The organism is Bradyrhizobium sp. 40 (genome assembly GCF_023100925.1).
Taxonomy (GTDB): Bacteria; Pseudomonadota; Alphaproteobacteria; order Rhizobiales; family Xanthobacteraceae; genus Bradyrhizobium.
Genome location: NZ_CP064688.1, coordinates 5,946,120 through 5,970,235 on the forward strand (window position 1 = coordinate 5,946,120; position 24,116 = coordinate 5,970,235).

The 24,116-nt window shown below is 60.7% G+C and carries 26 protein-coding genes; 14 read left to right on the plus strand and 12 right to left on the minus strand.

What is annotated here, in order from left to right:
* Positions 1-230 precede the first annotated feature (230 nt).
* From IVB40_RS28470 to IVB40_RS28485, 4 genes are all read right to left on the minus strand, one after another.
* A complete protein-coding gene (locus tag IVB40_RS28470; RefSeq protein ID WP_247816992.1) occupies positions 231-935 on the minus strand; it encodes a hypothetical protein in 705 nt (234 codons plus the stop codon).
* A gap of 70 nt (positions 936-1,005) precedes the next feature.
* The gene (locus IVB40_RS28475) at positions 1,006-2,460 is read right to left on the minus strand and encodes an O-antigen ligase family protein (protein ID WP_247816993.1); all 1,455 of its coding nucleotides are present in this window, start codon (positions 2,458-2,460) and stop codon (positions 1,006-1,008) included.
* A gap of 23 nt (positions 2,461-2,483) precedes the next feature.
* A complete protein-coding gene (locus IVB40_RS28480; protein ID WP_247816994.1) occupies positions 2,484-3,191 on the minus strand; it encodes a hypothetical protein in 708 nt (235 codons plus the stop codon).
* Positions 3,192-3,220: 29 nt separating this feature from the next.
* Complete coding sequence (locus IVB40_RS28485) at positions 3,221-4,423, minus strand: polysaccharide biosynthesis/export family protein (protein WP_247819606.1); 1,203 nt, start codon at positions 4,421-4,423, stop codon at positions 3,221-3,223.
* Between the two features lie 259 nt (positions 4,424-4,682).
* Here IVB40_RS28485 and IVB40_RS28490 point away from each other — a divergent pair, with 259 nt between their 5' ends.
* From IVB40_RS28490 to IVB40_RS28500, 3 genes are all read left to right on the plus strand, one after another.
* Complete coding sequence (locus tag IVB40_RS28490; RefSeq protein ID WP_247816995.1) at positions 4,683-5,258, plus strand: hypothetical protein; 576 nt, start codon at positions 4,683-4,685, stop codon at positions 5,256-5,258.
* Positions 5,259-5,332: 74 nt separating this feature from the next.
* The gene (locus IVB40_RS28495; RefSeq protein WP_247816996.1) at positions 5,333-5,608 is read left to right on the plus strand and encodes a hypothetical protein; all 276 of its coding nucleotides are present in this window, start codon (positions 5,333-5,335) and stop codon (positions 5,606-5,608) included.
* 159 nt (positions 5,609-5,767) lie between these two features.
* Positions 5,768-7,048, plus strand: a complete 1,281-nt coding sequence (locus IVB40_RS28500) for a hypothetical protein (RefSeq protein ID WP_247816997.1) — start codon at positions 5,768-5,770, stop codon at positions 7,046-7,048.
* Positions 7,049-7,058: 10 nt separating this feature from the next.
* On the opposite strand, the gene IVB40_RS28505 is transcribed toward IVB40_RS28500, so the two are convergent.
* A complete protein-coding gene (locus tag IVB40_RS28505; protein ID WP_247816998.1) occupies positions 7,059-7,682 on the minus strand; it encodes a transglutaminase-like cysteine peptidase in 624 nt (207 codons plus the stop codon).
* A 192-nt stretch (positions 7,683-7,874) separates the two neighbouring features.
* On the opposite strand from IVB40_RS28505, the gene IVB40_RS28510 reads away from it, so the two are divergent.
* Together IVB40_RS28510 and IVB40_RS28515 are read left to right on the plus strand one after the other, a co-directional pair.
* Complete coding sequence (locus tag IVB40_RS28510; RefSeq protein WP_247816999.1) at positions 7,875-8,612, plus strand: metallophosphoesterase family protein; 738 nt, start codon at positions 7,875-7,877, stop codon at positions 8,610-8,612.
* 59 nt (positions 8,613-8,671) lie between these two features.
* Positions 8,672-9,334: a hypothetical protein gene (locus tag IVB40_RS28515; protein ID WP_247817000.1), complete on the plus strand. Its 663-nt coding sequence runs from the start codon at positions 8,672-8,674 to the stop codon at positions 9,332-9,334.
* A 39-nt stretch (positions 9,335-9,373) separates the two neighbouring features.
* Here the strand turns inward: IVB40_RS28515 and IVB40_RS28520 are convergent, their stop codons facing one another.
* On the minus strand, positions 9,374-9,736 hold the full coding sequence (locus IVB40_RS28520) for a hypothetical protein (protein WP_247817001.1): 363 nt from the start codon (positions 9,734-9,736) through the stop codon (positions 9,374-9,376).
* 228 nt (positions 9,737-9,964) lie between these two features.
* Between IVB40_RS28520 and IVB40_RS28525 the strand changes: the two genes are divergently transcribed.
* Both IVB40_RS28525 and IVB40_RS28530 read left to right on the plus strand, forming a co-directional pair.
* Positions 9,965-10,357, plus strand: a complete 393-nt coding sequence (locus IVB40_RS28525; protein WP_247817002.1) for a hypothetical protein — start codon at positions 9,965-9,967, stop codon at positions 10,355-10,357.
* 1,281 nt (positions 10,358-11,638) lie between these two features.
* Positions 11,639-12,862: a hypothetical protein gene (locus IVB40_RS28530; protein WP_247817003.1), complete on the plus strand. Its 1,224-nt coding sequence runs from the start codon at positions 11,639-11,641 to the stop codon at positions 12,860-12,862.
* Between the two features lie 20 nt (positions 12,863-12,882).
* On the opposite strand, the gene IVB40_RS28535 is transcribed toward IVB40_RS28530, so the two are convergent.
* The 3 genes from IVB40_RS28535 to IVB40_RS28545 form a co-directional block, all read right to left on the minus strand.
* Positions 12,883-13,158, minus strand: coding sequence for a hypothetical protein (locus IVB40_RS28535; protein ID WP_247817004.1), 276 nt, complete (start codon positions 13,156-13,158; stop codon positions 12,883-12,885).
* A gap of 205 nt (positions 13,159-13,363) precedes the next feature.
* Entirely contained in the window at positions 13,364-13,780 is a 417-nt protein-coding gene (locus IVB40_RS28540; protein WP_247357162.1) for a hypothetical protein, read from the minus strand.
* Between the two features lie 41 nt (positions 13,781-13,821).
* Complete coding sequence (locus tag IVB40_RS28545) at positions 13,822-14,097, minus strand: hypothetical protein (RefSeq protein WP_247817005.1); 276 nt, start codon at positions 14,095-14,097, stop codon at positions 13,822-13,824.
* Between the two features lie 996 nt (positions 14,098-15,093).
* On the opposite strand from IVB40_RS28545, the gene IVB40_RS28550 reads away from it, so the two are divergent.
* From IVB40_RS28550 to IVB40_RS28560, 3 genes are all read left to right on the plus strand, one after another.
* Positions 15,094-15,267 (plus strand): hypothetical protein, encoded by a 174-nt coding sequence (locus IVB40_RS28550; protein ID WP_247282662.1) that lies wholly within the window; start codon positions 15,094-15,096, stop codon positions 15,265-15,267.
* A gap of 562 nt (positions 15,268-15,829) precedes the next feature.
* Positions 15,830-17,380, plus strand: coding sequence for an EAL domain-containing protein (locus tag IVB40_RS28555; protein ID WP_247817006.1), 1,551 nt, complete (start codon positions 15,830-15,832; stop codon positions 17,378-17,380).
* Between the two features lie 122 nt (positions 17,381-17,502).
* The gene (locus tag IVB40_RS28560; RefSeq protein WP_247357165.1) at positions 17,503-17,868 is read left to right on the plus strand and encodes a VanZ family protein; all 366 of its coding nucleotides are present in this window, start codon (positions 17,503-17,505) and stop codon (positions 17,866-17,868) included.
* 44 nt (positions 17,869-17,912) lie between these two features.
* Here the strand turns inward: IVB40_RS28560 and IVB40_RS28565 are convergent, their stop codons facing one another.
* Positions 17,913-18,311 carry a CHRD domain-containing protein gene (locus IVB40_RS28565; RefSeq protein WP_247357262.1) on the minus strand — a complete coding sequence of 133 codons (399 nt, stop codon included), beginning with the start codon at positions 18,309-18,311 and terminating at the stop codon, positions 17,913-17,915.
* 196 nt (positions 18,312-18,507) lie between these two features.
* The gene (locus tag IVB40_RS28570) at positions 18,508-18,792 is read right to left on the minus strand and encodes a hypothetical protein (protein WP_247357166.1); all 285 of its coding nucleotides are present in this window, start codon (positions 18,790-18,792) and stop codon (positions 18,508-18,510) included.
* Between the two features lie 208 nt (positions 18,793-19,000).
* Here IVB40_RS28570 and IVB40_RS28575 point away from each other — a divergent pair, with 208 nt between their 5' ends.
* Both IVB40_RS28575 and galE read left to right on the plus strand, forming a co-directional pair.
* Positions 19,001-19,180, plus strand: a complete 180-nt coding sequence (locus IVB40_RS28575) for a hypothetical protein (RefSeq protein WP_247357167.1) — start codon at positions 19,001-19,003, stop codon at positions 19,178-19,180.
* 6 nt (positions 19,181-19,186) lie between these two features.
* Positions 19,187-20,179 (plus strand): UDP-glucose 4-epimerase GalE, encoded by a 993-nt coding sequence (gene galE, locus IVB40_RS28580; RefSeq protein ID WP_247817007.1) that lies wholly within the window; start codon positions 19,187-19,189, stop codon positions 20,177-20,179.
* Between the two features lie 40 nt (positions 20,180-20,219).
* Here the strand turns inward: galE and IVB40_RS28585 are convergent, their stop codons facing one another.
* Positions 20,220-20,678, minus strand: coding sequence for a hypothetical protein (locus IVB40_RS28585; protein ID WP_247817008.1), 459 nt, complete (start codon positions 20,676-20,678; stop codon positions 20,220-20,222).
* Between the two features lie 594 nt (positions 20,679-21,272).
* Between IVB40_RS28585 and IVB40_RS28590 the strand changes: the two genes are divergently transcribed.
* Positions 21,273-21,944 (plus strand): hypothetical protein, encoded by a 672-nt coding sequence (locus IVB40_RS28590; protein WP_247468597.1) that lies wholly within the window; start codon positions 21,273-21,275, stop codon positions 21,942-21,944.
* Between the two features lie 18 nt (positions 21,945-21,962).
* On the plus strand, positions 21,963-24,113 hold the full coding sequence (locus IVB40_RS28595) for an adenylate/guanylate cyclase domain-containing protein (RefSeq protein ID WP_247817009.1): 2,151 nt from the start codon (positions 21,963-21,965) through the stop codon (positions 24,111-24,113).
* Positions 24,114-24,116: the final 3 nt, after the last annotated feature.

Consider the following 24,116-nt stretch of genomic DNA (forward strand, 5'->3'; position numbering starts at 1 on the left):
GAATCGATTCCTGAAATAAGACCTGACGCTATTAGATTAGGCTCGCGATCGACGATCCAAAAGCGCACTGGCTAGCCGTAACACAGGGCCGGCAAAGATTGAACGTAATCGGCCGCAATGCGACCGCGCCGCGGCTAAGCATCTCCTAGAAAGCTACACCAAAAAGTAAAGCGGCGCCTCAAGGCACCGCTTTGTGATTTCTGCTTGAGGCACAGCTGTGTGACTGAGGCTCAACGCACAGGGCTCGTGGGGGCGCTGGCCGCGCTTCCAACCGAGCCGCTGCCAATGCTGCTGCCGTTATTGGTCGTGCTGTTGTTGCCAAACGCGAAAAAGCCGTTGCTGCCACCGCCGTTCGCAAACCCACCCGTTCCCGTCGGGCCGCCCGAGCCGGTGCCGCCACCGCCACCGCCAGTCGCAGCAATCTGGACGTCGCCGGTCGCGGCTTGGTAGGCGGCGATGACGTCAGGATTGTTGGTACCGGCGATCGCGGCCTGGATCTCATTGGCGAAAGCTTGATCAGCCGAGGCGGCCATCCGCGCGACTTGGGCTAGGCCGGCAACGATCGCGCGCATTTGGTCCTTGGTCGTCGCGGGATCCTTCAGGAGCGCGATCAGGCCCGGAACAGTAGTCGGCTCCGAGGCGCCGAGGTCGCGTACGCGCGAAATCAGCTGCGGGCCTCCCGTCGGATATTGCTGCAACAGGCTGTTGGGGGAAGCTTTGAAATCGGAAATGACGGTGGCCGGCAGCTGGCGCTGCGGCGGGTAGACGGCGGCGCTGGCGGCCGCCGTGATCATCGCGGCCAGAGCCGCGGCGGTAGCCATGCGAAGCGCAATCTTGACAACGACCATAAATAAACCTCCAGAAATAGCTGTCCCGTTTGCGTCCTCGGCCCGGGCAAATGGCTGTGCGATGCAGGAAAGTAGCCGAAGCGACAAGGGCTGTCCATCTAGTTCTAAAGACTTCGTAAACGGCGCATCTGCTTGGAATGTAGATACTTTTGTGAAGCTAAACCATCCGGCCCGGCCTTGATGGAGGCTGCCGGTCCCTCGCCGGCTGGCGCCCGCCCTCGCGATGGGGGGCCTCCTTCGTGCGGAAGGATTGCGCCAATCCGACACCGAAAAGCGCAAAGAACGGAATGCTGTAGCCCGGCATCTGGAGAGTGAAGTCCAAACAAGAGTGAAGCAGCGACATGGTTGCGGTCGCGGCTGCGGCCAGAGGGATGATGACGTCGCGTCGGCGGCCGAACACGCCCCGTCCCAGCACGACGAATGAGACAGCCCAGCCGGACGAGATCAAGAGTGCCATGGGAATCCCGACCTCGGAGGCAAGCTCCAACGGTGTCGAATGGGCCAGCTCCCACACCCCGCGGATCGAAATATTCGGGCTGCGGTAAGGTGGAAAGGCCGACTGGAAAGTGCCCATACCGGTGCCAAACCACGGGTTGTCGGCTATTATATGCAGCGTAGATTTCCAAACCTCCACCCGTCCCTCATCCGCCAAGCCTAGCGAGTCGAAGCGGCTGTTGACACGTCCACCAAGCAATTCCAGCAGCCCCAGCGCTGCGCCTACACCGCAGGCGGACGAAATCCAGATCCCTGTCCTCGGCGGTAAATCATTCCGTAAGAATACAATGAAGGAAACGATCATCGCCAGCAATGACAGTCCAACGCCGGCGCGAGAGCCCGTCATGAACATCGCCATAAGGCAAATGAGTAATGCAACAAGCGGCGGCAGTATCTCGCCGGGAGGGATATCGGCGACATCCCTTAACAAGCGTTTCCAATTCGGGCGCCATGCAGGGATGAGTCGCCGAACCTGCTCTAGGATCAAAAGTATCCAGATCACCGCACAGGAGCCAAAATAGGCCGCCGCCGTGTTGCGGTTGATGAAAGTGCCGGTGACGCTGTTGAGATAAGCTGTCTTGTCGCGCCACAGGATCATGGTCGGCTCGATCAGGAACGAGGCAACGCCGTAGAGGGCGTAAGCCGCGCCCGAAATCGCGATAACCCACAGCAGTCTCCGCGCTCTCTCGCGGTCAGCGCCGACGGTGATGCCCAGGACAATAGAGAGGATGTTGGCAAGCGGAGCGCCCAAAGCAAAGAAAGCCTGGTTTTTTACAATGGAGGCCGACGGAGCGATCGGAATTTCCAACAGCTCGGAAGCTTTTTTCCAGGTTGGATTGAACGGGGCGACCCATGGACGGTCGGAAAGCTGCTCGTGTAGCACGAAGGCGTAGCCGGCAACGATGACGCCGATGCCCACGATCAGCCAGATATGTTGTCGTCGCAAGTCATGCGTCGGAGCGAAAATCATCGCAATCCCGAGACAAAGGCACCAGAACGCAATCGAGAGGTCGTTGGTCGAGCCAAAGGGAAGAGGCGCGGCGGCTACCACGAAATACAGGATGAATGCGGCCGGAAGGCTCCACGACCAGCGTATATGGGGAAGCCGAACGCGCATGGTCGGTAAAAGAAGCCTTCGCTCTAGAAGAAACAGTCGATCGGATAGATTTTCAGATCCACATTCAAACGGCTGCTCCGGGTCTGCGCCCGGAAGCCGTAAAATAACCCAAGGTCATCGCGTCCTGAATCGAGTTTTATTCCAGGGGTTAATTCATCCGGCGGGACCAGAAGCCCGATGTGGCGGTTGATGCCGGATATCTCGATTCGTCCGTCCCCCTCGCCGAAATGTCCCGCGAGCTGGGTCACCGTCACCTTCGGCAGCCCGCGACGCTGATGGCAGATCTCCTCCTCCCATAGCCTAGTCTGCTGGACCAGCGGCTTGCCGGCGCCATTGGGAACAACAATACCAGGGAAAGACGGACGCAGCATCCCGAAGAACTTGCTCTCCTTGGAGTTCGCCGACAGCCGGACGGTGAACGAGAGCTCGCCCTTGGCCCCGCGCAGGTGCTGCAAGATCGGGGCATCGGGTTCGGCAGAGACCACCACATCGATCCGATGGCGAAGTCCGAGCTGCTGAGTTTGCCCGGCAGCCTTCCTGAGTAGAGCAGGCTCCGTGACGAAAAGAGCCAATAAACACAATGCCTGCCGTCCAAACCGCATGACGCCTCGCAACAGCGCGGGGTGACCGATGATCGGCACGCCTTGGTCAGTGGTGCCTTGCTCCATAACCCGAACAGTACCGCTGTGATTGCTAAACGAAAATGGCACCGGGACAAAGCCCGGTGCCATCGTTTTCGCGGATCAGGTTGGCTCCCGCCTTACGGCGCCAACTTGATGTTGTTGCGGAAGATCAGAGCATCGTTGGAGAGATTCACCGCATCTCCGCCGGTCGCCATGATCACCCTCAGGAAGTTGAGGAACTTGGCAGTTTCGACGTTGCGCGAATTCGAGACATAGAGCACGTCACCAGTCTTCATCATGACCTTGGTGGCCAGGAAGAAGCCACCCGGATCCCGGAAGTTCACGTTGAAGATGACCGGGATAGTCTCTGAGGTGTACTTGCTGATGTCAACGCCGAGCTGGGCAGCAACCTCACGCGGCTCGCGGCGATAGAGATACACCGCAGCTGGATCGGCCTGACCATCCAGAAGACCGCCGGCCTTGCCCACAGCTTCGCCGAGGTTGATGCGCCATGCGTCGAAGTTGAACTCGCCGCTCTGGCCGCTGGCACCGAACGCCAGGAACTTCTGCTGTTCGCGATAGACATAGATGCTGTCGTCCGGACGAACATAGATGTTGTTCTCCGGGCTCATGACCAGATTTTCGAAAGGCACGGTCGCCCGCTTGCCGCCACGCTCCAGCATGACCCAGGTCTCGAAGCCCTGGCCCTTGATGCCGCCAGCGCGGGTGATCGCGTCAAGAACCTTATCCTTCGCACCCGCCGCACTCGCCGGGTAACGCGCCGGCGCATTGACCTCGCCAAGCACGCTGATGAGCTGCGTCCGCTGCGAGGACATCGCAACCACGACCTGAGGCTCAATGGCGCGGTTGGAGATCTTCTCAACGATGGCGCGCTGAATTTGGACCGCTGTGAGACCCCCCGCCTTGACCTGGCCGGCATAGGGCACAGTGATGAAGCCGTCATTGTCGACCGCCTGGTCCGGGATCGTCACGAAGTTACCCGGGCGAACGCCGGCTTCCGCCGGAATGAACAGACCACCCGCAGCCGCTTCGAAGATGGTGACGCTGACGATGTCGCCGATGCCGAACACGATGCTGGCGGGCGGGCGACGGTCGGTAAATACGCCAGCGAGCCCTTTCGGCTCGTGGGTGTGCAGGATTTTTACCGTAGCCGGATTGAGAGGGACCAGCTCGTAAGCTGGCGCACTGTCCGTCTGGATGTGGTTATTGACGTCGTCGGTTAGCGGTCCCGAGCCTGGATTGGTCGCACATCCCCCAAGCGCTAAGCCCACGCTCAAAAGCGCCAGCGTCAAAACACGAGTCGTCGCAAATGGATGCATGAATGCGCCTAGTGGTTCCCCAATTGACTCAATTCGTACGGGGTTGCGAGGAGTGCGACAAGACTTGCCCGGGCAAACAGCCCGGTTGCCCCTACGATCCGAGGACAACTGTTGCGTTCAAGTCACAGATTGGCGGACGAGTTAACCCATTGTGAACATTTGGTGTATTTTTGGTGCCTCTTGGCATGGCAATGTGCCTAGGAGGGGCCGTTTTTGTGATGCGGCTCTTCTGCTATTGAGCTCTGGAAGCACTCCCGAAATGGTGGATCCCTACGTGCCGGTTTTGGCTGTCGCACTTTTAGGTCTGCTCGGGTCCACGGTTGCCGCTGCTCCATCAAAGGGCGGTTGCGCTGTGGTGCCAGCACGGCCTGAGTTGGCCTGTCTCATCCAGGTCGCCAGTCCTGCCCCAACGTCCGTCTGGAAATTCACCCGCACCCAAGGCCCCAAGGAGGGCGAGAGCTTCGCTTCCATCTCCAAGACAGCCGTGACAATGCAGTCCGACCCGGAGTTCGCCGGCCTGATCGTCCGCTGCGCTCCCAAAGGCAAGATCGACGTGTTGTTGGCCTTGATCCGCCCGTTCCCGCCCAAAAGCCACCCCAAGGTCACGATCGCCTCCGCCACAGGAGGCGCCGTGACGGTCGACGCCAGCATGGCGGCGGCCGGTGCTGCCGTCCTTCTGCCGGACGAGGTCTCCGCCTTTGCCGCCGGTAAGTGGCAGACGACTCCCTCGCTTTCCGTGGTGGTGAAGGAAAGCGACACCGAGATCAAAGGCGTGGTGGCGCTGAACGGGCTGCGCGAAGCCTATAATTCTCTGGCGGCAAGTTGCGGCCAATAGACAAAATTTAGCCATACGACTTAAGGGTCTTTTTAGGGTGCGGAACCTAAGGTCCGGAGCACGGAGTGTTTCGGATGACCGAGTTTTTGATCTTCAGCTTTCTGGTGGGCGCAGTTCTGGGCCAACGCTTTCGCGTCCTGGTGCTCCTGCCGCTGACCTTCGTCATGCTGCTCGCCGCGATCCCGGTCGGCTGGATAGCCAATCTGGGCTTTCTTGACGGCCTGAAAGGCGTCGTGCTCGCGGCCATCGCGCTCCAGGCCGGTTATCTCTTCGGCTCGGCCGCCCGCTTTGCTCTCGCCGCCGGTCGTGCCGCCCGCGTGTTTGCCCGTCCGCTCAAGACCGCCCGATGACCTCTGTGGCGCATCAAGAGTCCGCCTGATCCCCGCAGGCGACGCTTCGTTGATGTGGGGTCGGGCTCGGAGCTGCGTTGGCTGCAGAGCTCTGTTTGAAAACTCGCCTCCGGCTTGTATGGTGGCCTGACCCTTTCAGGATTCCTTCCAGGCGCACGTTTGTCCTTCGCTTATTTTGCCCTCATCGTTTGCCTTGTTTCTGCATCCGCTCTCGAAATTGCCGGCGCCAAATTCGGCGTTCAGCTCGGGATGACGGCTACGGCCCTGGGGCTATTTGCAGCGGTCTTCAGCGCACGAAAGGCCGACTACGAGCACTATTTGCGTGCCACGGTCTGGGGCCGCTGGGTCCTGATCGCCATTCCCCTCGGCATCGCAGCACAGCTGGCGCCGCTATGGCTGAGTTGGGCGCATCCGATCTGGGCGAGCAGCCATGATGCTCTGGCTGGCCTGGCGCTTGGGCCAGTGACGGCGGATCTCGGCCTCACCCTGAATGCGCTGTTTCAAACTCTTGCAGCGATCTCCTTGCTCAGCCTGACAATCCTCGTGGTCCGTGACCGCAGCCGTGCCGAACTGGTGCTGTTCGTGCTGAGCGGAGTAACAGCGGTGTCGGCTCTGACCTTGGATTTGCGTCCGGTCTCGCCCGCCCTTGCAACCGCCGTTCCTTCCGACCTGGCGACAACGATGGCCGGTCTTGGCGTCATGCTTAATCTAGCCGTCATGCAGCTGGCCGCCGAGCGGGCCGAAACGCGCCACTCGCTCGTTCGTTCGGTCACCATCGGCCTTTGCGGCCTTGTAGGCGCTCTGGCCAGCGCGGTTGCGGTTTTTGGTTTGTCGGGGACGAACAGCGCGATCGCCGCGGCCTTTGGCCTCGTGTTGATCTTGCTGATCCTTGTCATTCGACGGATCGACCTATCGCCGTTGGCCGCAGGCGCGCTGTCCTTAGCCGCGCTGGTCGGAGCGATGATTGTCTTGAGCTTCCTGTTCGAAAAGAATGCGGGGCCGATTCTTTTGCGGGTTGTCCCGGATGTGGGGGTCGAAACCAGAGCCACACTTGAGCGAATGTTGGCCGACACGAGATGGTTCGGTGCGGGCGCAGGCACCTTTTCGGCCGTTGGCAGGATCTACCAAAGCGATGCTGGCGCGCCTTTGATGGCGCCCTCGACGGCTTTTGCCATCTTCGCGGATACCGGATGGATCGGTTTTTCCGCCGCGCTGCTGGCGGGCATGTTGGCTTTGGGACGCTTGTTTTTTGGGGCTTTGCAACGCGGCCGCGACTCGTTCTTCCCTGCGGCGGCCGCGGCCTGCCTTGTCTTCGCGCTGGTTGAGAGCTTCGCTGGCTCAGGACTGCTGCATCCGGCAGCAATCCTCTGTCTGTCAACGATCATGGGACTCGGATTGTCCCAAAGCATCACCCAGTCCGCACGCGGCACGGGTCATTAGTCGCTCGTCGTTAGACGTCGCGATCAGCGAGTGACGCCCAATAGGTCGGGTTCTTGGGCATTTGGATGCGGACCCACCGATAGGACTTCTTCGACCACGGCAGGATGTGCCCGGTGAGGTTATCCAGCACGAGATCGCCGGAGAACGTGCGCACCACCACGACGAGATGATGCTCACCCCAGGTCGTCACGACCTCGCTGAGCAACACCGACCGCGCCGGGAAGCCCTTGGCGATCAGATCGTGGCGTTTTGTCACGGCATAGTCGTTGCAGTCGCCGCTGGTGGGATGCAGCAGCCACTTCTCGCCGCGCAGCCCCTCCAAATTGGGCTCGGGTCGGATCGCGCTGTTGACGCGCCGATTGACCTCCTGAAGCTGGGCCATGCGCTCGGTCGTGAGCTTCAGACGACCGCCCCTGAACACGATTTGCTGCGGTCGCGGCTTACACTCGCCCTCGTACTTCAGGCAAAAGATCGTGAATGCCATCGGCGCCAAGGTCGGCTGGTCGAACTTGATGTACTGGATGGCGCCGCGCAACGCCGACGGCGCGCCGACAAAGGCGGCCTCGGCCTTGTGTTGAGCCGATCCAGCCAACAGAGCGGCGGCAATCGCCAGGAACTTTAAAGTCTTGCGCATGTCGCGCTCCCCATTTCTTGTTGGGGAAACGCTACGCGAGACGTCTTGAAATCCGGCTCAAAAGCCCAGCAATCCTTTAATCAAAACCGCCGCGCCTTCGTCAGAAACAATTAAGAATACCGACGCGTAACTTGTTCTGCTATGAGCGATCATGCCCTCCACTCATGACGCCAGACCCGATTCGACCAGCTGATGGGCCTTTCCAAGCGCTTTCGTAAGAACGTCAAGCCTCGGCTTCCCGACGGCGTGAGGATCTATGCCATCGGCGATGTGCATGGACGCGCCGACCTGCTTCAGTCGCTCTTAACCGTCATCGACGCCGATCTTGCCCGCTCCGCTCCCGAACGAGCGATTCAGGTCTTTCTTGGCGACTATGTCGACCGGGGCCCGGACTCGCGCGCTGTGATTGATCTCCTGATCGAGCGCTCGAAGTCGCATGAGACAGTGTGCCTCAAGGGCAATCACGAGGTGTTCCTGCTCGAGGTCCTCAAGGACCCGGCACGCCTGGAGGAATGGCGCCGCTATGGAGGCTTGCTGACCCTTGTTTCCTACGGCATCAACCCGACGATGAATCCGACGCCGGAACAGCAGATTGAATTGATCGAAGGGTTGAGGCGCGCGCTCCCGCCGGAGCATCTTTCGTTTCTTCAGCAGCTCCGCCCGTCCTTCGCCTGTGGCGACTTCTTCTTTGTGCACGCCGGCGTCAAGCCGGGCGTAGCCCTGGAACGTCAAAAAGAGGAGGACATGCTCTGGATCCGCGAGGAATTCCTCGAGTCCGAAAGACGCTTCGGCAAATATGTCGTCCACGGCCATACCCCGGTCAGCGTCCCGGATATCCGCTCAAACCGGATCAATATCGACACCGGCGCTTACGCGACCGGCAACTTGACCTTGCTCACGATCCAAGGCGATAGTCTGCTCGCAATTTAGGATTTTTGCAGAGTTGCTGGCCAACTCCCGCGCCTTCCGCGCGGACATCGAAATTCATCATGAGCCGCATGATCTTACTTCGCATCATTGGCGCCTGCATCGCAGTGATGTTGCTGCTTTACGCAGCATTGGGGTTTTACGGCGATCTCACGCGGTCGAACTTTCGCGCCAGCGATTTGTTCTTGGGCGAGTTTCCGCCCGAGAAGGTCAACGTAGCCGCTTCGGGCGTTCTGGCGCCGCTTTCATTCGACGGCGACTTGCTGGCGAATTATGCCGCCGCCAAAGCCGCGGACTTTCTTCACCATCCCGCAGCCGATACGAACAACAGGGCCACCGAGAACAAGGCGGCCCAAGACGTCGTTGTTGCGGCCCTGAAAGTATCGCCCATCCGGCCCGCGCTTTGGCTCACGCTCGGCACGCTGAAGGCGCAGGCGGGTGAGCTCGCGACGCCTGCAGTAAAAATGTCTTACCTGGCCGGCGCGGTGCCGATCGCCGTCGCCTTCGCACGGCTCCAAACCGTCACATCGAACGCGGCAGCAGCCGACGAAGAGATCAAGCTGCTGGCGCAATCGGACGTTCGCGCGGTGCTTGCCAACCGCTCTCGCTACGAGCAGCTTTTGATCGCGGCCTACCTGCAGGCCACGCCGCAAGGCAAGTCGCTGCTTCTGGACGCCACGCAGGGGAGCGATCCGAAGTTCAATCAGATTTTGCGGCGGTACTGACGTTCGAGCGCGACTTGGCCTGCTGGCTTGCCGACAATTTCAACGCGTCGCTTTTGGCACGATCGGCACGAAATCCTGCTCGCGGCGCGGTTGATCCGGTCGCCCCTGGTAGACGAACATACCCTGCTTGGTCGAGACGATGTCGCCGCGCTGCAGGCTGTCGTCGTTGAGGAGGCGTTCGGTCGCGACAAGGTCCGGATCCTCCGGGACCGGTTTATAGAGCTCGGGATGGTCCCGCCGCTCGCGCGAAACCTCCTTGGCTCGTCGCCGCGCATCTTCGATACGCTGACGCCATTCGTCACGGCTGACTTCCGGTTCGCTTGGTGGGAGATAGTCGTTAACCGAGGGCTCCGGCTCGGTCTGGGCAAAACACGAAGGCGGACTGGCGAGACCTAAGCCCATTGCACCGGCAACGGTCAGGACCGCTCCAGACAGCTGCCCAAGCCGCCTTGCATGAGCTCGTGAGGTGTGGGGTCTCGCGGTTCGCACGCTGTAACTCCAGGCAGAGCAACAAGAACGAGCAAGGGCCGGAAACTTCTCGTCCAGTCCATTCAATCTATACGTTTGCCGATTGCACGAAAGCCAAATCGCGGGCAAGCTTCGTGCTTTAGCTCGCGAGGGTATTGACCAGTGGTCCGCAACATTACTTTCCTAATTCTGGTGATCTTTTTAGGCACTCACTCTGCGACGGCAGGCCAGATCGAATACCCGCAAGTGATCCATACGCAATACGAAGCCGTTGATCAGAAGGCCGGCGGTCACTTCATCCTGTGGTCAGAGCGGGAAAAGATATTCTATGGCCTCGACCAGAAGCTTTTCCCGGGAGCTCGGTTTGTCGACATCACTCAGGTAACCCCAAGCGTGGGTTCGATCACACTGACCTATGTCGAGGTGCGGACCGTCAGCAGCACGACCTCGGACTATTTGTATCTGGCGGGAAATGTCCGCTTCCGCGTCAGTGGAATGGCTCTCAAGTCCAGCAACTTCCCCACTGGCGGCGGAATGACGCCTAGCGGACAATAGGCAGCAGCCGGTTCTCCTACCCTCCTCCAATGGCGAACCGATACAGTCTAAGACCTCGTTAGGTCATCGATGTTAACCTCGGACATCCGCTTAGGGATTGCCGAGAATGTGTCTAAGACCAGGATTGTTGATAGCTGCCTGCATCGCAGTCTGCGCGATGTTCAGCAGGACGGCTCATGCCAGCCCTCTCTGCGTCAAGGACCGAACGCCGTTTGCTCTGTCGGAAGATACGGTGAAGTGGATGATGACGATCCCGCCTGGAGCCGACTGCATCCAGGGGCTGCGTTGGTCGTATATGCAAATCTTCAACGTATCGCTCGTGAGCGGGCCCTCAAGAGGACAGCTGGCGCTGGTCGGATCCGGCTTCCGCTATTCAGCAGAGGCCGAAAGGCCAGGAGCAGACCGATTCACCCTTCTGATCTCGGGAAAAAACCGTCACGATTCTGGAACGTCGACGCTAGAGGTTGAGGTAAATCCCCCGCAGCAAATCCTCGGAGCTAATCCTCAATAGGCCGCCTTTTGCTTCGCCTAGCGCCTGTTCGACCCACTAGTCCGCGTTCTGTTGCCGTAATAGGGGCGCGCGCGCCCTCCACTGACCAGAGGCGGCTGAATCTGGCTCGGAATATTCCGCGTAGCCGTGCTCGGCGCGGGCTGCGAGGGATTGACGATAATTACATTTCGATTGGGGGTCGATGGATCATTGACACCCTGGGCCCGAGCGCTAGGGGCCCACGTGCTTGCCGTCATAAGAAGCGTAAACGCGGTCAGGACTAATCGTTTCATGAGATCTCTCCCAAGCGAAAACATCGGGAGGCGATCACCGTTCCTTCACGGTTGCTTGGGTCGTCATTGCCGAGGCACGGCGATCAACTTGCCGTCTCTCCAGACCCCCTGAGCCGCCATCCCGCTCGGCAGTTTGCCCGGCGCCAGGTTCCGGGTGGCTGTGGGTCGTGAGGCGCTCTGGGCCGTTTGGGTTTTCTTCGTAGGGGTGGTCAAGATGCTGGTGCTGGTCAAATTGGCCTTGTCCTTGGTCCCTTGTGCAAAAGAAGGTTGCACCAGGAGAGCCACAAACGTGAGTGCTATGAAACCGTCGCGCATGATCAAAATACCGGAAAGAGGAGCTTGTCGGACTGTCACAGCTTTCTGCCCAAAAGCAAGCCCCCGAAGCTGTTCGACGAGGGCTCTTGCAAGGCTGGCGTCAGAGCGGCTTTCGCCGAGATAGGATTTTGACGCGGAAAAGCCTAGCGAAACAGAGTGTTCCGGGTTACTTGATCGGCCTTGATGACCGACCCCAGCGACACCGCCGCCGGCGCGCCCAAGACGCACGCGATCAAGGCCGGGTTTGTGCGCCTCCTGTCCGGGCGGATTCGTGATATTTCCGGCGACCCGCGGCAGATCCGCGAAATCGTCTACGAGCTGGCTCGCATCAAGCTTCTGGAACAATTCACCCATGGCGACGCACGGGAATCGCGCGAGCTCCAGCAACTGCTCGAACGCGCCATCCGGGAGGTTGAGCTTTCGTTTGAACGCAAAGAGCGCGAAGCGCTGTCCACAGCGCCAGAGTCGGCGTTAGACGTCGCTTCGCGTCCCTCATCACTCAGTCCCCCGGCTCCTCAGCCCGTTCCGCATCTGGCGCCCGTTCCGCCTTCGCCGCCCGTCCCGACGCCTGCGGAAACAGGACGCGGTTCTGTCGCACCGCCAAGACCGCCCGACCGGTCTCAGCGAAGCGGCATCCTCAACTCCCTCATCCGATTAGCCGCCATCCTGGTCATCATTGCCGGCGCCAGCGCCGCCGTTACTTATTGGCCGCGGTTGAGAACACAATCCCTCGCATTGTGGCAGTCCGCGACGCTGTCCAAGAGCAGCTCGACAAGCCCCGAGCCTCAACCCAGCGTGGCAGTGACTCCATCGAGCGGTGAGAGCGTCGAACGGACACCGGATCAACCGAAGGAGCCGACGCCGGCTGCGCAACCCTCGATGCCGTTGCCGACAGCGTTTGGCGTCTACGCCCTGAGCGAGGGCCAACTCCAGGAGCTCAAGCCGGTCCCCGGGAAGATTCCGGACCGCCGTGTCGCGATCTCAGCAGCAATCACCACGCCCAGCGCGACGACCCTGACAAGCGGAGACGTCAGCTTCATTGTGTTTAGGCCCGACGGTGGTGTCGATGCGACCGGGACCGAGGTTCGGGTGGTCGCAAAAGTCTCCCGAGCGATGGGCGTCGATGCAACCGGGAAAGCGGCCATGGTCACCGCCGGCGACACTTGGGTCATCCGCAGCATGTCCTACCCTTACAAAGTAGGTCCGGTCGAGGATCAGCCGAGAATGCTATCGCTGCAGCCGGAGCAGGACGGCTTTACGCTTTCGCCGGGTCGCTACGTCGTGGTCGTCAAAGGTATGGGCTATGACTTCACCGTGGCCGGGACGCCGACTGATCCCAACCAATGCGTCGAACGTATCAATGCAACGAACGGCGCATTCTACTCCCCCTGCCCGCCGCGACGCTAAAGTGGCGCGACGCGTTTCGTTTATTTTTTGGCCTTGGCGTCTTTAGGCACGTCCGCCGGCGCATCATCGACCTTGCCGTTGTTCGCGACGCACTTGCTCAAATAATCGCGCCGCTCCTTGACTGTCCCCGCGCTGCCGGCAGCGGGATTGCCGACTTGCTTTGGGGGATAGGCCTTGGCCAAAGCTGCGTCGCATGCACGCGCTACTTCTACCGTGACGGCCGAAGCCGTTACTGGTGCGCCAATGGCGAAAACAAATGCCAATCCCATCGACGTTTGCAAACTTCTGGAGATCACCTGACTCGCTCCTTCAATCCGTCCGAGAACGCTGGACGGGACCTTATCAAAACCGGCAGAAGGGCCAAACGGCAAAGCGGCGCCGAATTGTCCCGTGGCAAAAGCTGCTCTGCGAGATAGTATGCTTCTCGGACCGAGATATCCATCGTGCCCCAGCCTGCCGCCTTTTACCAGACGGCAGGGACGCCGAGCCAAACCCGCGATCCTAGCTATTGAGCTGCGGCGGCTTCAGGTTGGGAAAACGCGTGAGCATCGCGGTCCTGACAAACCTCAGATGAGCGATGGTGCTTGCCAATTCCTTGAGCCGCCGCTGGCCGTTGGAGATGTCGGCCGCAAAGAGATCTTGATGATGGCTGTCGATCGGCTCCCGTTCGAGATATTCATCGGTGCCGTTGCCGAAGGTGACGGATGCACGCGCAAGTGCGTCATCAACGCGTCGTCCGAGGCCAACCTGCTCCCTCTCCGCATCGCGCAATGCCGCATCGATCGCGACCATGACGGCATCGATTCGAACACGATCCGTCTCCGCATCGCGCTCGATGGTACGGGCCTTGAAGCCCTTGTCCTCACGGCGGGAGCTGAGAAAATTGTGTGCGCGCGCTCTCAGGAACAGCTGAAACATTTGGGCCATCCCACGTTCGAGATTTGGACCGCTAACATCGATCAGACATAGTTAACAAAGCCTGAATCTTGTGGCTGCGCCGCCTGGCTTTGTGCGATCCAGGCCCGCCAGGCTCCTTCGTGTTTGGAATAGAGCTCAAGCCATCGAGCTTCGTCCACCGCGGCGGCTCCATCGCCCGGGCCGATTTGAACCATCTCTCCCGATGTCATGTCCAGCGCTTCGAACTCCGCCGTTTCCGGAAGCGACAGCCCTATCAACACCCGCTTCCCTTGCGCATCAACGAAATACCTGCGGGGCGCGTTATGCCTTTCAGTCATTCGAATGAGCCTCGTCCATGATCCAAGGACCTGGAAGATCTTTCAGGTGTCGATCATAGGCGCGAACGAAAACCATCAAAACAACGATGCAAATTATCGTGCCCAGCAATACAATCAGATACGTCATTTACGCCTACCCTAACGCGGGGCCCCGGAAAAATCGGAGCGGCTAAACTTTCGCTGTGAATCGAGATGTTCTAGGTGGCATTGGCTAGGCTCTCAAGAGCTGCGACAAGTTAACCTAACCGCACATGGTTATTTCGATCATTCCACAGAGATCGCTCGGCAAATAGCCAGGCGTGAAATGCCACCATCACGACTGCGACCGACTGCGTCCCGCCCCTGTTGCCGCGGGAGTATAGGGCGCGTAGAGACGATATCTTGCCGATCGCTTGCGCGAGCGCCACGCCCTCGCGCCATAGCCGCAAGCAAAACCGCCGGCGAAGATCGACCCCAAGACCACAATTGCCAACATTTGATCGTCCCGTTTTTGCGGCGCGTTCCTCCCATTGCATTTCATCTTGTCGTTGTGACGACATCAAGATCGGCACCGCTGAAAGTTTTGTCAGGCGATGATGAAGTTTGTGCAAGAACTGATTGAAGTTTGGTCGTTGCTCGATAGCTGGGAGGCTGGAAATGACAAAACGTCTCACTGATTGAAGTTAGATCCGGCCGGATGTTAATCCGGGTTCACGCAGTCCATGCAACCTTCAGAACCGGCGCCGACAATTCGGCTTCCACCCATTCAAAGCGCGGCAACGGTTGCTGATCAGCATTGACGCCTCCGTGGTAATACGGAGCCACGAAGTCCGGATTACGCGCGGTAAGGTTGAGCGGTTAGCTTAATCCGCGTTGTTTGTTGCGAACTCTCACCGATCGCTTATCCATCGTCTCACCGGGCTCCCCCAAGCTCGGCCCCACCCAAGCAAAGCCGTCGAGCGACATGGGTCCGCTTGGCGGCTTTGTCCTTGTCGCGACGAGAGGATGATTTCGGTTATGGCGCGCAAGCCCTGGTCGTTCAAGGAAGACCGCCGGCTGATGGAGTTGGCTAAGTCTTCAGCTACATTGGAGGAGGCGGCGAAACAGCTCGGACGCTCGCCCGATGCAATCAAGCGCATGGCCTTGCGCCTTGGTCTTGCATTGAAAACGAAGGCGAGCAAAAAGGCCTAGGGAGCGTGCGGTACTGTTCCGCCAACGACGCCATGGGACGACCGCGGGCGCTCGATCGGGTCGCAGGCGGAAGGCTCGAATCCAACCGCGTCAAATAAAACGTCCTCACCCTTTCTCGCCAGGGAACCAAACCAGCGCGCCCGCGTTCACCTCAACTTCATCGCGAGGTCTGGCCGTGGCACATCTTGCCATTTCCGTCATCCTGGTCTGGTTGGCTATCAATATCGCCTTCGTGGTCTTGCGCTTGCGAGCCGCCCGGCCACAGCATGGTGGCAGCACCCGGCAGGCTTCCATCGCGTCCTACAATCCCGCACCCGCTTCCCTCCGCCATCGGATGGGCCGCCACAACTTGGGAGCGGAAGGTTAAGAGGCATTTTTCGATAGGCTCCCCGGTGCGGGGGCAGACGGGTCTCTCGCCCGCCCCCGAAAGGCCGGTTCCACATGCCTCGTCCGGCCATTAAACCCTATCTTAGCCCCTCTCAACTAGCATCGGCCGACGCTTCCCTCTGTTCCGCCGGGCCGAATGAGATTGCAGCGACCGACTTTCGCATTTGCGGCGCTCGTGCTCGCGAGCACGGCCGCGTTCGGCTTGGCTGGCCACTTTTCGGCAACTTCGTTCATTCGGTACCAGCAGGCCCATCAGCTCGACGAATTGACCGAGGTTGTTCTGCGTCGCGCCGAATTTGCGGTCGACTTTGCCGGCGCGAGCTTGGGCGAACTTGCGCGGCGCGACCTTGCTGATTGCGGGCCCGCGACGCTGCAGGCGATCCGGCTCCACGTCTACCAACGTTCCGCAATCAAGGACGTGCGCCTCGTCAACCCTGATGGCTCGGTGATCTGTTCGGCCTATTCCGAAACGCTGGAATTCGACAAGGGATGGATCGACCGCCGCGATATGCTTCCCTCGCACGACAAGAACCTTTCGCTCTTCCGTGTTGAGCAATTCGGCGGCGATGCTCTGGGCGTGCTCAAAGACATCAACGGCAATGCCGCATTGGTCGCCATTCTTGGCGTCAACGCCAGCCTGTTCGACATCATGCCCGCCGAGTTGCGCGCCCATAGCGAAGTAATCCTCGCCTTGAGCAACGGCGAGAAACTTGGGGAATTCCTGCTCGATCCCGACAAAGCCTTGCAGGCCCCGATCGATCTCGACAAGAATTCCGCTCGATTCCCCCTCCATGCGACCATCCGCCTCGAACGCGGCATCCTCTCGACGTGGAACAGCGAGGCTTACTGGCCGACGCTGGCCGCAGCGATTGCAATCGGCGCGCTTTTCGGCGGGCTTTTGGCGCGGAGCCGCCGCATGGAAGGGCCCGTCGCAGATCTCGATCGCGGGCTGGCCGCGAACGAATTCAGGCCGTACTACCAGCCAATCTTCGACCTCAAGACTGGTCGGATCAAGGGCTGCGAGGTGTTGGCTCGGTGGCTCCTCAAAGACGGATCGGTCGTGCCTCCGATGAACTTCATCCCGCTCGCGGAATCCAGCGGCCGCATCCAGGTCATGACCTGGCAGATCCTGCGATCAGCGCTGTCGGATCTGCAGCCGCTGTTGAAAGTGAACAAGGATTTTAAGCTCTCCCTCAACGTCGTGCCAAAGCATCTCTTGAGCGCGGGCTTCATTGAAACGCTCCGCCGCACGGTCATGGCGGCGCAAGTCTCGGCGCGCCAGATTGTCATCGAGGTGACCGAGCGCGACGAGCTCGACGATCTCGCACGCGCCGCAGCCGTGGTCAGCGAACTCAGGGACTACGGGTTTCGCGTCGCCATCGATGATGTCGGCGTCGGTCATAGCGGGCTATCTCGGCTCAAGGGCCTGGGCGCCAATACAATCAAGATCGACAAATTTTTCGTCGACACGATCACCGTGGACGCATCGACTGCCACGATCGTGGAGATGCTGGTCGCACTTGCGAAGGACCTCCAAATGACGGTGGTTGCGGAAGGCATCGAGACGGAAGAGCAGGTCCGGGCGCTTATTTCATCCGGCGTAGAGGAGGGCCAGGGCTATCTGGTCTCCGCCCCGCTGCCCTTCCCGCGCTTCACCGAGTTGGTCGAGTCACGCCGCTTGGCGCAGAGCGCTAAATTGCCGACCGACGCGGTGTTGGTGGCCTGACAGGATTGAGCCGTTAACCCGAGACGGCAAAAACGCTCCGCACCGGGCCCCCTGCTCAATCAGCCTTAACGATACTCCCATCTTTCAACGCGGCCTGGCTCCCATCCGGCTATGGTCGTCCAATGCGCCGAAACCACCTTATCGCAGCCGCAGGAATCTGCTTCGCGCTCATCGTCTATGCCACGCTTGCGAGACTGGCGGGAAGACCCGTGCTTATCGGTCATCACGAGGCTTATTGGGTCGTCGTGATCGAGCGCTTCAGCGCCTACGGGCTGCTGGGATTTCTCTTGTCCTTCCTGTTGCCCGGTCGGCTCACCCTCGCATGCTCGCTTGTCGTGGCGGTCGCAATGGGGCTCGAAGTCCTGCAAGCAATGACGCCCGATCGTGATCCGGGTTTCCTGGACGTGCTGCAAAAAGCGGCAGGCGGGACCGTCGGGGTCCTCCTCGCTCAAACAATCCTGGCCTTCTTACCGAGACCGCCCTCCTGAGCAGATGCATGGCCTGCACGTCCGCATCGGGAAAGTCGCCGTCGCTATTTCGTCATCTGTCCGCGTAGTTCACCGCCCGGGTTCGCGGCCGTATGAATGTTGGCGTACCACTTCCCGGCCAGCAGATCCGCAGCCTGAGCTTCAGTGAGCGTCGCACTCCCCTGAATCGGGCTTTGGACCGTCTTGAACGGCAGCACGATGCCGGCGTTCTTGCCGGGCTCCACGGGGCCATGGAAATGTGCCCCCATGGCCGGCCCGGTCAAGCCGGCAAAGCTGACCGTATAGGTGAGGGTCTTCGCCTCGGTATCGTAGGTCGCCTCGGCCTTGCCTGTTCCAGGCGAGTTGTTCGGAGGCACTTCATTGCTGCCTTTGAGATCGGCCTGCAACTTCACCAGTTCTGCGTTTGCCGTTGCGGCTGTCATGATGATCAGCCCACCCAGCATCGCCGCTCCCAACAGTGTCGCGTAGCCTCGATCGCTGTCGTTCCTCATGGCATCCTCCTGCAGGCTCTGCGGCCCGCTGCGGTTAAACCCCGGCCCGCAATGGAAATTCCGGATAGAGATTTATGCCTGATTCGGAACAACTATCGCGAGAATCTCGGCTCCTTGTACCCGGAGCCTGATCGATCGCGTGCGGAGGCTAAGCCGAGCGGCGCTGGCCCGGGAACTGGTTCGGCGTCAGGAGTTCTGCCATCTGGCGATGGGTGGCCTGGAGCGCCTCGATGGCGCCGTCCAGATCAAAATCGGCGTCCCGGACAGATGCGAAAAATTTAGCCGTCAGCGCCAGATCGAGCTTGACGCGGGTTGCGCCATCGCGGCTTTTGCGACGGTCAAGTGACAAATGGATGGCCCGCATTCTGGCCTCGGCAGGCGTGCAGCCACTCAGCCCGGCCAGTTCGTCATAAGTCATCCAGATCTGTGCCATGTTTCAGTCACTCCTTTACTCGGCCTCAGCTTATTTTTCGTGCTTAAAGCTTCGGTTGCCGCCGCGCGCGCGCCGACCATTTCGCAGCGATAGGGTCAATGCGAGCTAAACGAAGAAGGACTATCGTGCCGAGCCCCGGTGGGTTGCATACAGCGAAGATCGATCTATGCTCAACCGATCGATCAACTGTTGAACTGAGGCAATCACATTGGGACAGATCACTTCGGAAGCCCTCTCCTTGAGTGATGTCTTGTCTCGTGACGCCACGCGGCATGTCCCCGCCTTCGGCAAACGTCCCGCATGGCTGACGCTTGCGGTGCTCGTGCTGTGTGCCGATTTGTTGCTGGCGGCGGTTGCCTGGATAATCGTTGATTTCGCTCTGAGGTAAGCACACATGAACGACCGACCGACTGTCCTCGTTACGGGAGGCGCGGGCTATATCGGCTCGCATGCCTGCCGCGCCCTGACCGCGGCCGGCTATCAGCCCGTCGTTTATGACAATCTGTCGACAGGTCATCGCGGCTTCGTCGCCGGCCCGCTGGTAACAGGCGATCTGCTCGACGGCGCCACGCTGGCGCGCGCCTTCGCTGAGCACAACATCACGGCGGTCATGCATTTCGCGGCGGCGAGCCTCGTCGGCGAGTCCATGACCGACCCGCAAAAGTACTACATCAATAATGTGCAGGGCACGCTGTCGCTCTTGCAGGCGATGCGCAATGCGGGTTGCCATCGTATCGTCTTCTCCTCGACCGGCGCCGTCTACGGCAATGCCGATTCCAAGGAACTGCCGGAAGACTTCCCCTGCGCGCCGATCAACCCCTATGGCGCATCGAAGTGGATGATCGAGCGCATGCTGGCCGATTACCGGTCGGCTTACGGCTTCGGCGCGTTCTGCCTGCGCTATTTCAACGCCAGCGGCGCCGATCCTGCCGGCGGCATTGGCGAATTGCGTGACAACGAAACCCATCTCATTCCGCGCGCCATGATGGCGTTACAGGGCCATGTGGATTTTGCCGTGTTCGGCGAAGACTACGACACGCCCGACGGCACCGCGATCCGCGACTACATCCATGTCACCGACCTCGCCGCGGCGCATGTCGCGGGGCTGAAACTGCTGGAACAAGAGCATGCCGGCGGCAGCTTCAATCTGGGCACCGGCTCCGGCTTTTCGGTGCGGGAAATCCTGACTGCCATCAGGCAGGAGACCGGGCGCGAGGTGCCCCACACCGTCAAACCGCGCCGCTCCGGCGATCCCACCTATCTGGTTGCCGATCCCTCCGCAGCGCGAAAAGTGCTGAATTTCGTGCCGCGACATTCGGATCTACCGACCGTGATCCGCACCGCCTGGGCTTGGCACCAGAGGGCTCATCCGCTTAAGCAGTCCTGACAACATCGTCGAAGTCGATCAGGCGGGATGAGACGTTGCCTTATGGTCTATTCCGTTCTGAACCAAGCGATCCCGGCGCAAACGGATGGCGCGATCGCGAACGGCCGTCGAGCCCCTTGGGCAGCTTGTCGGCATTGAGCTTCACGACCGCACCTCTGGTGTCGGGGGCCGGCACCTCGTCCTGGCTGTAGATCAGCGTCGCCTCGAAGGTCACATCGGGGGCCTGCTCGGCCGTACCGGAACAGGTCGCCATCGCGCCGCTGCACACGCCCGAGAGCTTGACCTCGACTTCGTCGAGCCCGAACACGGTCGGCGGACCCTCGGCATGTCGCCGCGTGGTCAGAACCGCCGTGAAGCGCTGCTCGTCGATTCGGTAAGAGCCGCCATACGTGAAGAAGCTGTCGCTGCCGGAGATTCGTCCCTCCGCCAGATGCACGACGCCCGTGCCCTGACCGCGCGGGGTCCTGAACCAGGCCGCGTATTTGCCGTCTCTCAGCATGAAAATATCCGCCGTAAAACTCAGAACGCATTTGCAACCAATACTGGGGCGCGACAATGATCCGCGCGGAGAGCATTCCGCCACGGTTAACACCCTGGAAAGCGAGCCAGTCAAATTGCTACCGACGCGCAGCGACGCGGGCAGCGCAGGCTCCTTCGCGCAGCGAAAGCTGGACCTCGTTGCATACCGCGTTAAAAACGATCGGCGTGCCGACCTCGTTTGGCAGCTTGCATATAACCGCTATCAACTCAGCCTTCGTGACAGCTAGCCTTCCTGTCGCGCTGGGAGGAAGTGGTCGAGGTCAGCAGGCGACGCCGTATCAGAAGACCGAGGCCACGCTCGCGCCCATTACAGGTATAGAGAGTGCAGCGGAGGGCCACCCGGTCGAGGCCGTCCCAGCCGAATGAAATTATCCATCCGGCCAACAGCTTGCCGGCGCACTGTTTTCTCCGGTCGCCGGTTTGAACCTCTTCCTGATAGAGTGCACCAATATCTGAGAGTGATTCCGGTCACACTTGCCTGGGCGTTTCGCTGCTAAGCATCGGCCCTGGACGGGGACCGGGCAAATATCGGTCGAACTGGATGAGATTTCCCATGAAAAGCCTGATCGGCGCTGTTGTCGGCGCGTGCTGTCTTGCTGCCCCCGCTTTGGCGGAGACCCCGGCCGCCATCGTCGAGGACGTGCAAGGCAAGGTCGACGGCGTCGCGTTCATGGATTATGTGGCGCCGGGCAAGATCATCAAGCTGGGCCCCAAGGCAACCATTACGCTCAGCTATCTCAAATCGTGCCAGCGCGAGACCATCAGCGAAGGCGTCGTCATGGTCGGCACCGAGCAGAGCACCGTGCAACTCGGCGAGGTCAAGCGGGAAAAGGTGCCCTGCGATACCAACGCGGCAAAACTGTCGGAGCGGGAGGCGAACCAGAGTGCCGCGACCACCTTCCGCACCATGCGGTCGGACGCCAAGGGCAGCGCTCCGGCCAAGCTGCCGACGCTCTACGGCATCGCGCCGTTGGTGCAGGCCAAGAGCGGCAGCACCCTGGTGATCGAACGCACCGATGGCAAGGAGCCCACCATCAGCGTTCCCCTCAAGAGCGAGACAATGGTCGGAGGCAAGTTCTATGACTTCGCCAAGGCCGGGAAGTCACTGACGCCGGGCGGCAGCTATCTCGCCATCCTCGGCGCCAAGCGTTACGCCTTCCAGGTCGATCCCAGCGCCACGTCGTCGCCGACGCCGATCGTCGGACGCCTGCTGCGGCTCGAATAGGCAGCTAGCGACGGGGCGATGCGGCGGATCGGCAGACGGGACATCGTTGCAGCGATCCTGATTGCGCTTCTTGCAGGCGCTATCGTGACGTCTCCGCCGTTGCAGACGCTGCAGGGCCTGTCGCTCGACATCCTCACGGCACTGCGCGGCAAGCTCGTCGGCGACCAACGAGATCCCGGGACATCACCGGTCGTCGTCGTGGCCATCGACGGCGAGACCTACGACACTCCGCCGTTCAAGGGATCGCCAACGCAGACCTGGACGCGCGAGATCGGCCGGGTTCTCGGCAGCATCGACGACGGCGGCGCCAAGGTCATCGGCTTCGATGTCATCTTCCCGAGCTCGATCGAGCAGTCGGAGATTCCCTTCGGCGACGCCTCGCTGGGCAGCCGCATGAGAGGCTTCGATCGGGACTATCTCATCGCCCTGCGGAAGCTTTCCGACAACGGCAAACTGGTGCTCGGTGAAATCCTGAGCAACGACCGTCAGGAAAGGCCCGACCGCGCCCAGCAATTGGCGGTGAGAAACAATATCCGCGCCCTCAACGTCCATACCGACACCGACGACGTGATCCGGCGGATGCCGCTGAGCTTCTCGATCGACGGCAAGCCGGTCCCCGCGATGGCGGTCGAGCTCGCCGCGCGCGCGCTCGCTGTAAAGCCCGAGATTGCACCGTCCGGAACGACCGAATTGTCTGGTTATGCAATTCCGAGCGCGGTACCGAATACACTGGCGCTCAATTTTCGAGGACTGGGCCGCGACATTCCGACTTTCTCCTTCGCCGATCTGCGAGCCTGCGTCGAAAAAGGCGACCGCGATTTCTTCCACCGCGCCTTCGGCGGCAAAGTCGTGCTGCTCGGCACCGCCCTGAATTTCGATGATCGCAAGCTCACCTCGATGCGACTGTCCGGCGGATATGACGGAACGCCGGGGCCACGATGCGCCCAGCCCGCTCCGGCAAGCACCGTACAAAAGGCCCGCAGCGACATCGCCGGTGTCTTCGTGCATGCCAACGCGGTGCGAAATCTGATCGAACGCGATGCGGTGACCGAGCTCGGCTTTCCGCTGCGGAGCATTCTCACCGTCGTGTTCGCAGCGATCGTGGCCTGCGCGGCCTGCGTGCTTGCACCGGGTGGCGCACTGATCGCATGGCTCGGCCTCACCGCGGTATACGCCGCCGTGGCCGTCAGTTCATTCGTCTATGCCTTGGCGCTGCCGCTGACGGAGCCGGCACTCGCAAGCCTTGCCGCGCTCGCGATGATGATCGGCTACCGTTTCGTGCTGGCCGATCGTGACGAGCGTTTCCTGCGCAAGAGCTTTGCGTTCTATCTCGCCCCCGAAGTGATCGACACCATGGTTGCCTCCGGCAAGATGCCGGCGCTCGGCGGCGAAATGCGCAACGTCACCATGTTCTTCTCCGACCTGAGCGGCTTCTCCTCCATCGCCGAGACGATGACGCCGGGCGAGCTGGTGACGCTGATGAACGAATATCTGTCGGCCATGACCGACATCATCGAAAGCCATGGCGGCTATGTCGACAAATATATCGGCGATTCCATCGTCGCCATGTTCGGTGCGCCCGCCGACGATCCCGCGCATGCGCGCCACGCGGTCAATGCCGCACTGAAATGTCACGCAAAGCTGGCAGAGCTCAACGCCGGCAGCGCCGCTTTCGCCGGCCGCGGCCTGTCGCACCGCATCGGGCTCAACAGCGGCGAGGCCGTGGTCGGCAATATCGGCTCCCGCCGCCGCTTCAACTACACCGTGATGAGCGACACCGTGAACGTCGCTTCGCGGCTCGAAGGCGCCAACAAATACTACGGCACCGCAATCATGGCCTCGGAATCGACGATGGCGCAGACCGGCGACGGCTTCGCCTGGCGGGAACTCGATGCGATCCGGGTGCTGGGGCGCGGCGAGGCGATCAGGGTATTCGAGCCGCTCGCGGACAAAGGCGCGGAGAGCGCCGGGCAGAAAAAAATCGCCGCGGCTTACGCGGAGGGGCTGGCCTGCTGGCGGGCGCGGGAGTTCGCGAAGGCGGCTGATGCGTTCGGACGAACGGCGGAAATGGATCCGGCGTCATCGCTTTTTGGCAAGCGCGCGGCTGCGCTCGCTACAAGTCCACCGGGGTCGGATTGGGCGCCGGTGAACATCTTAGAAGGAAAGTAGCGC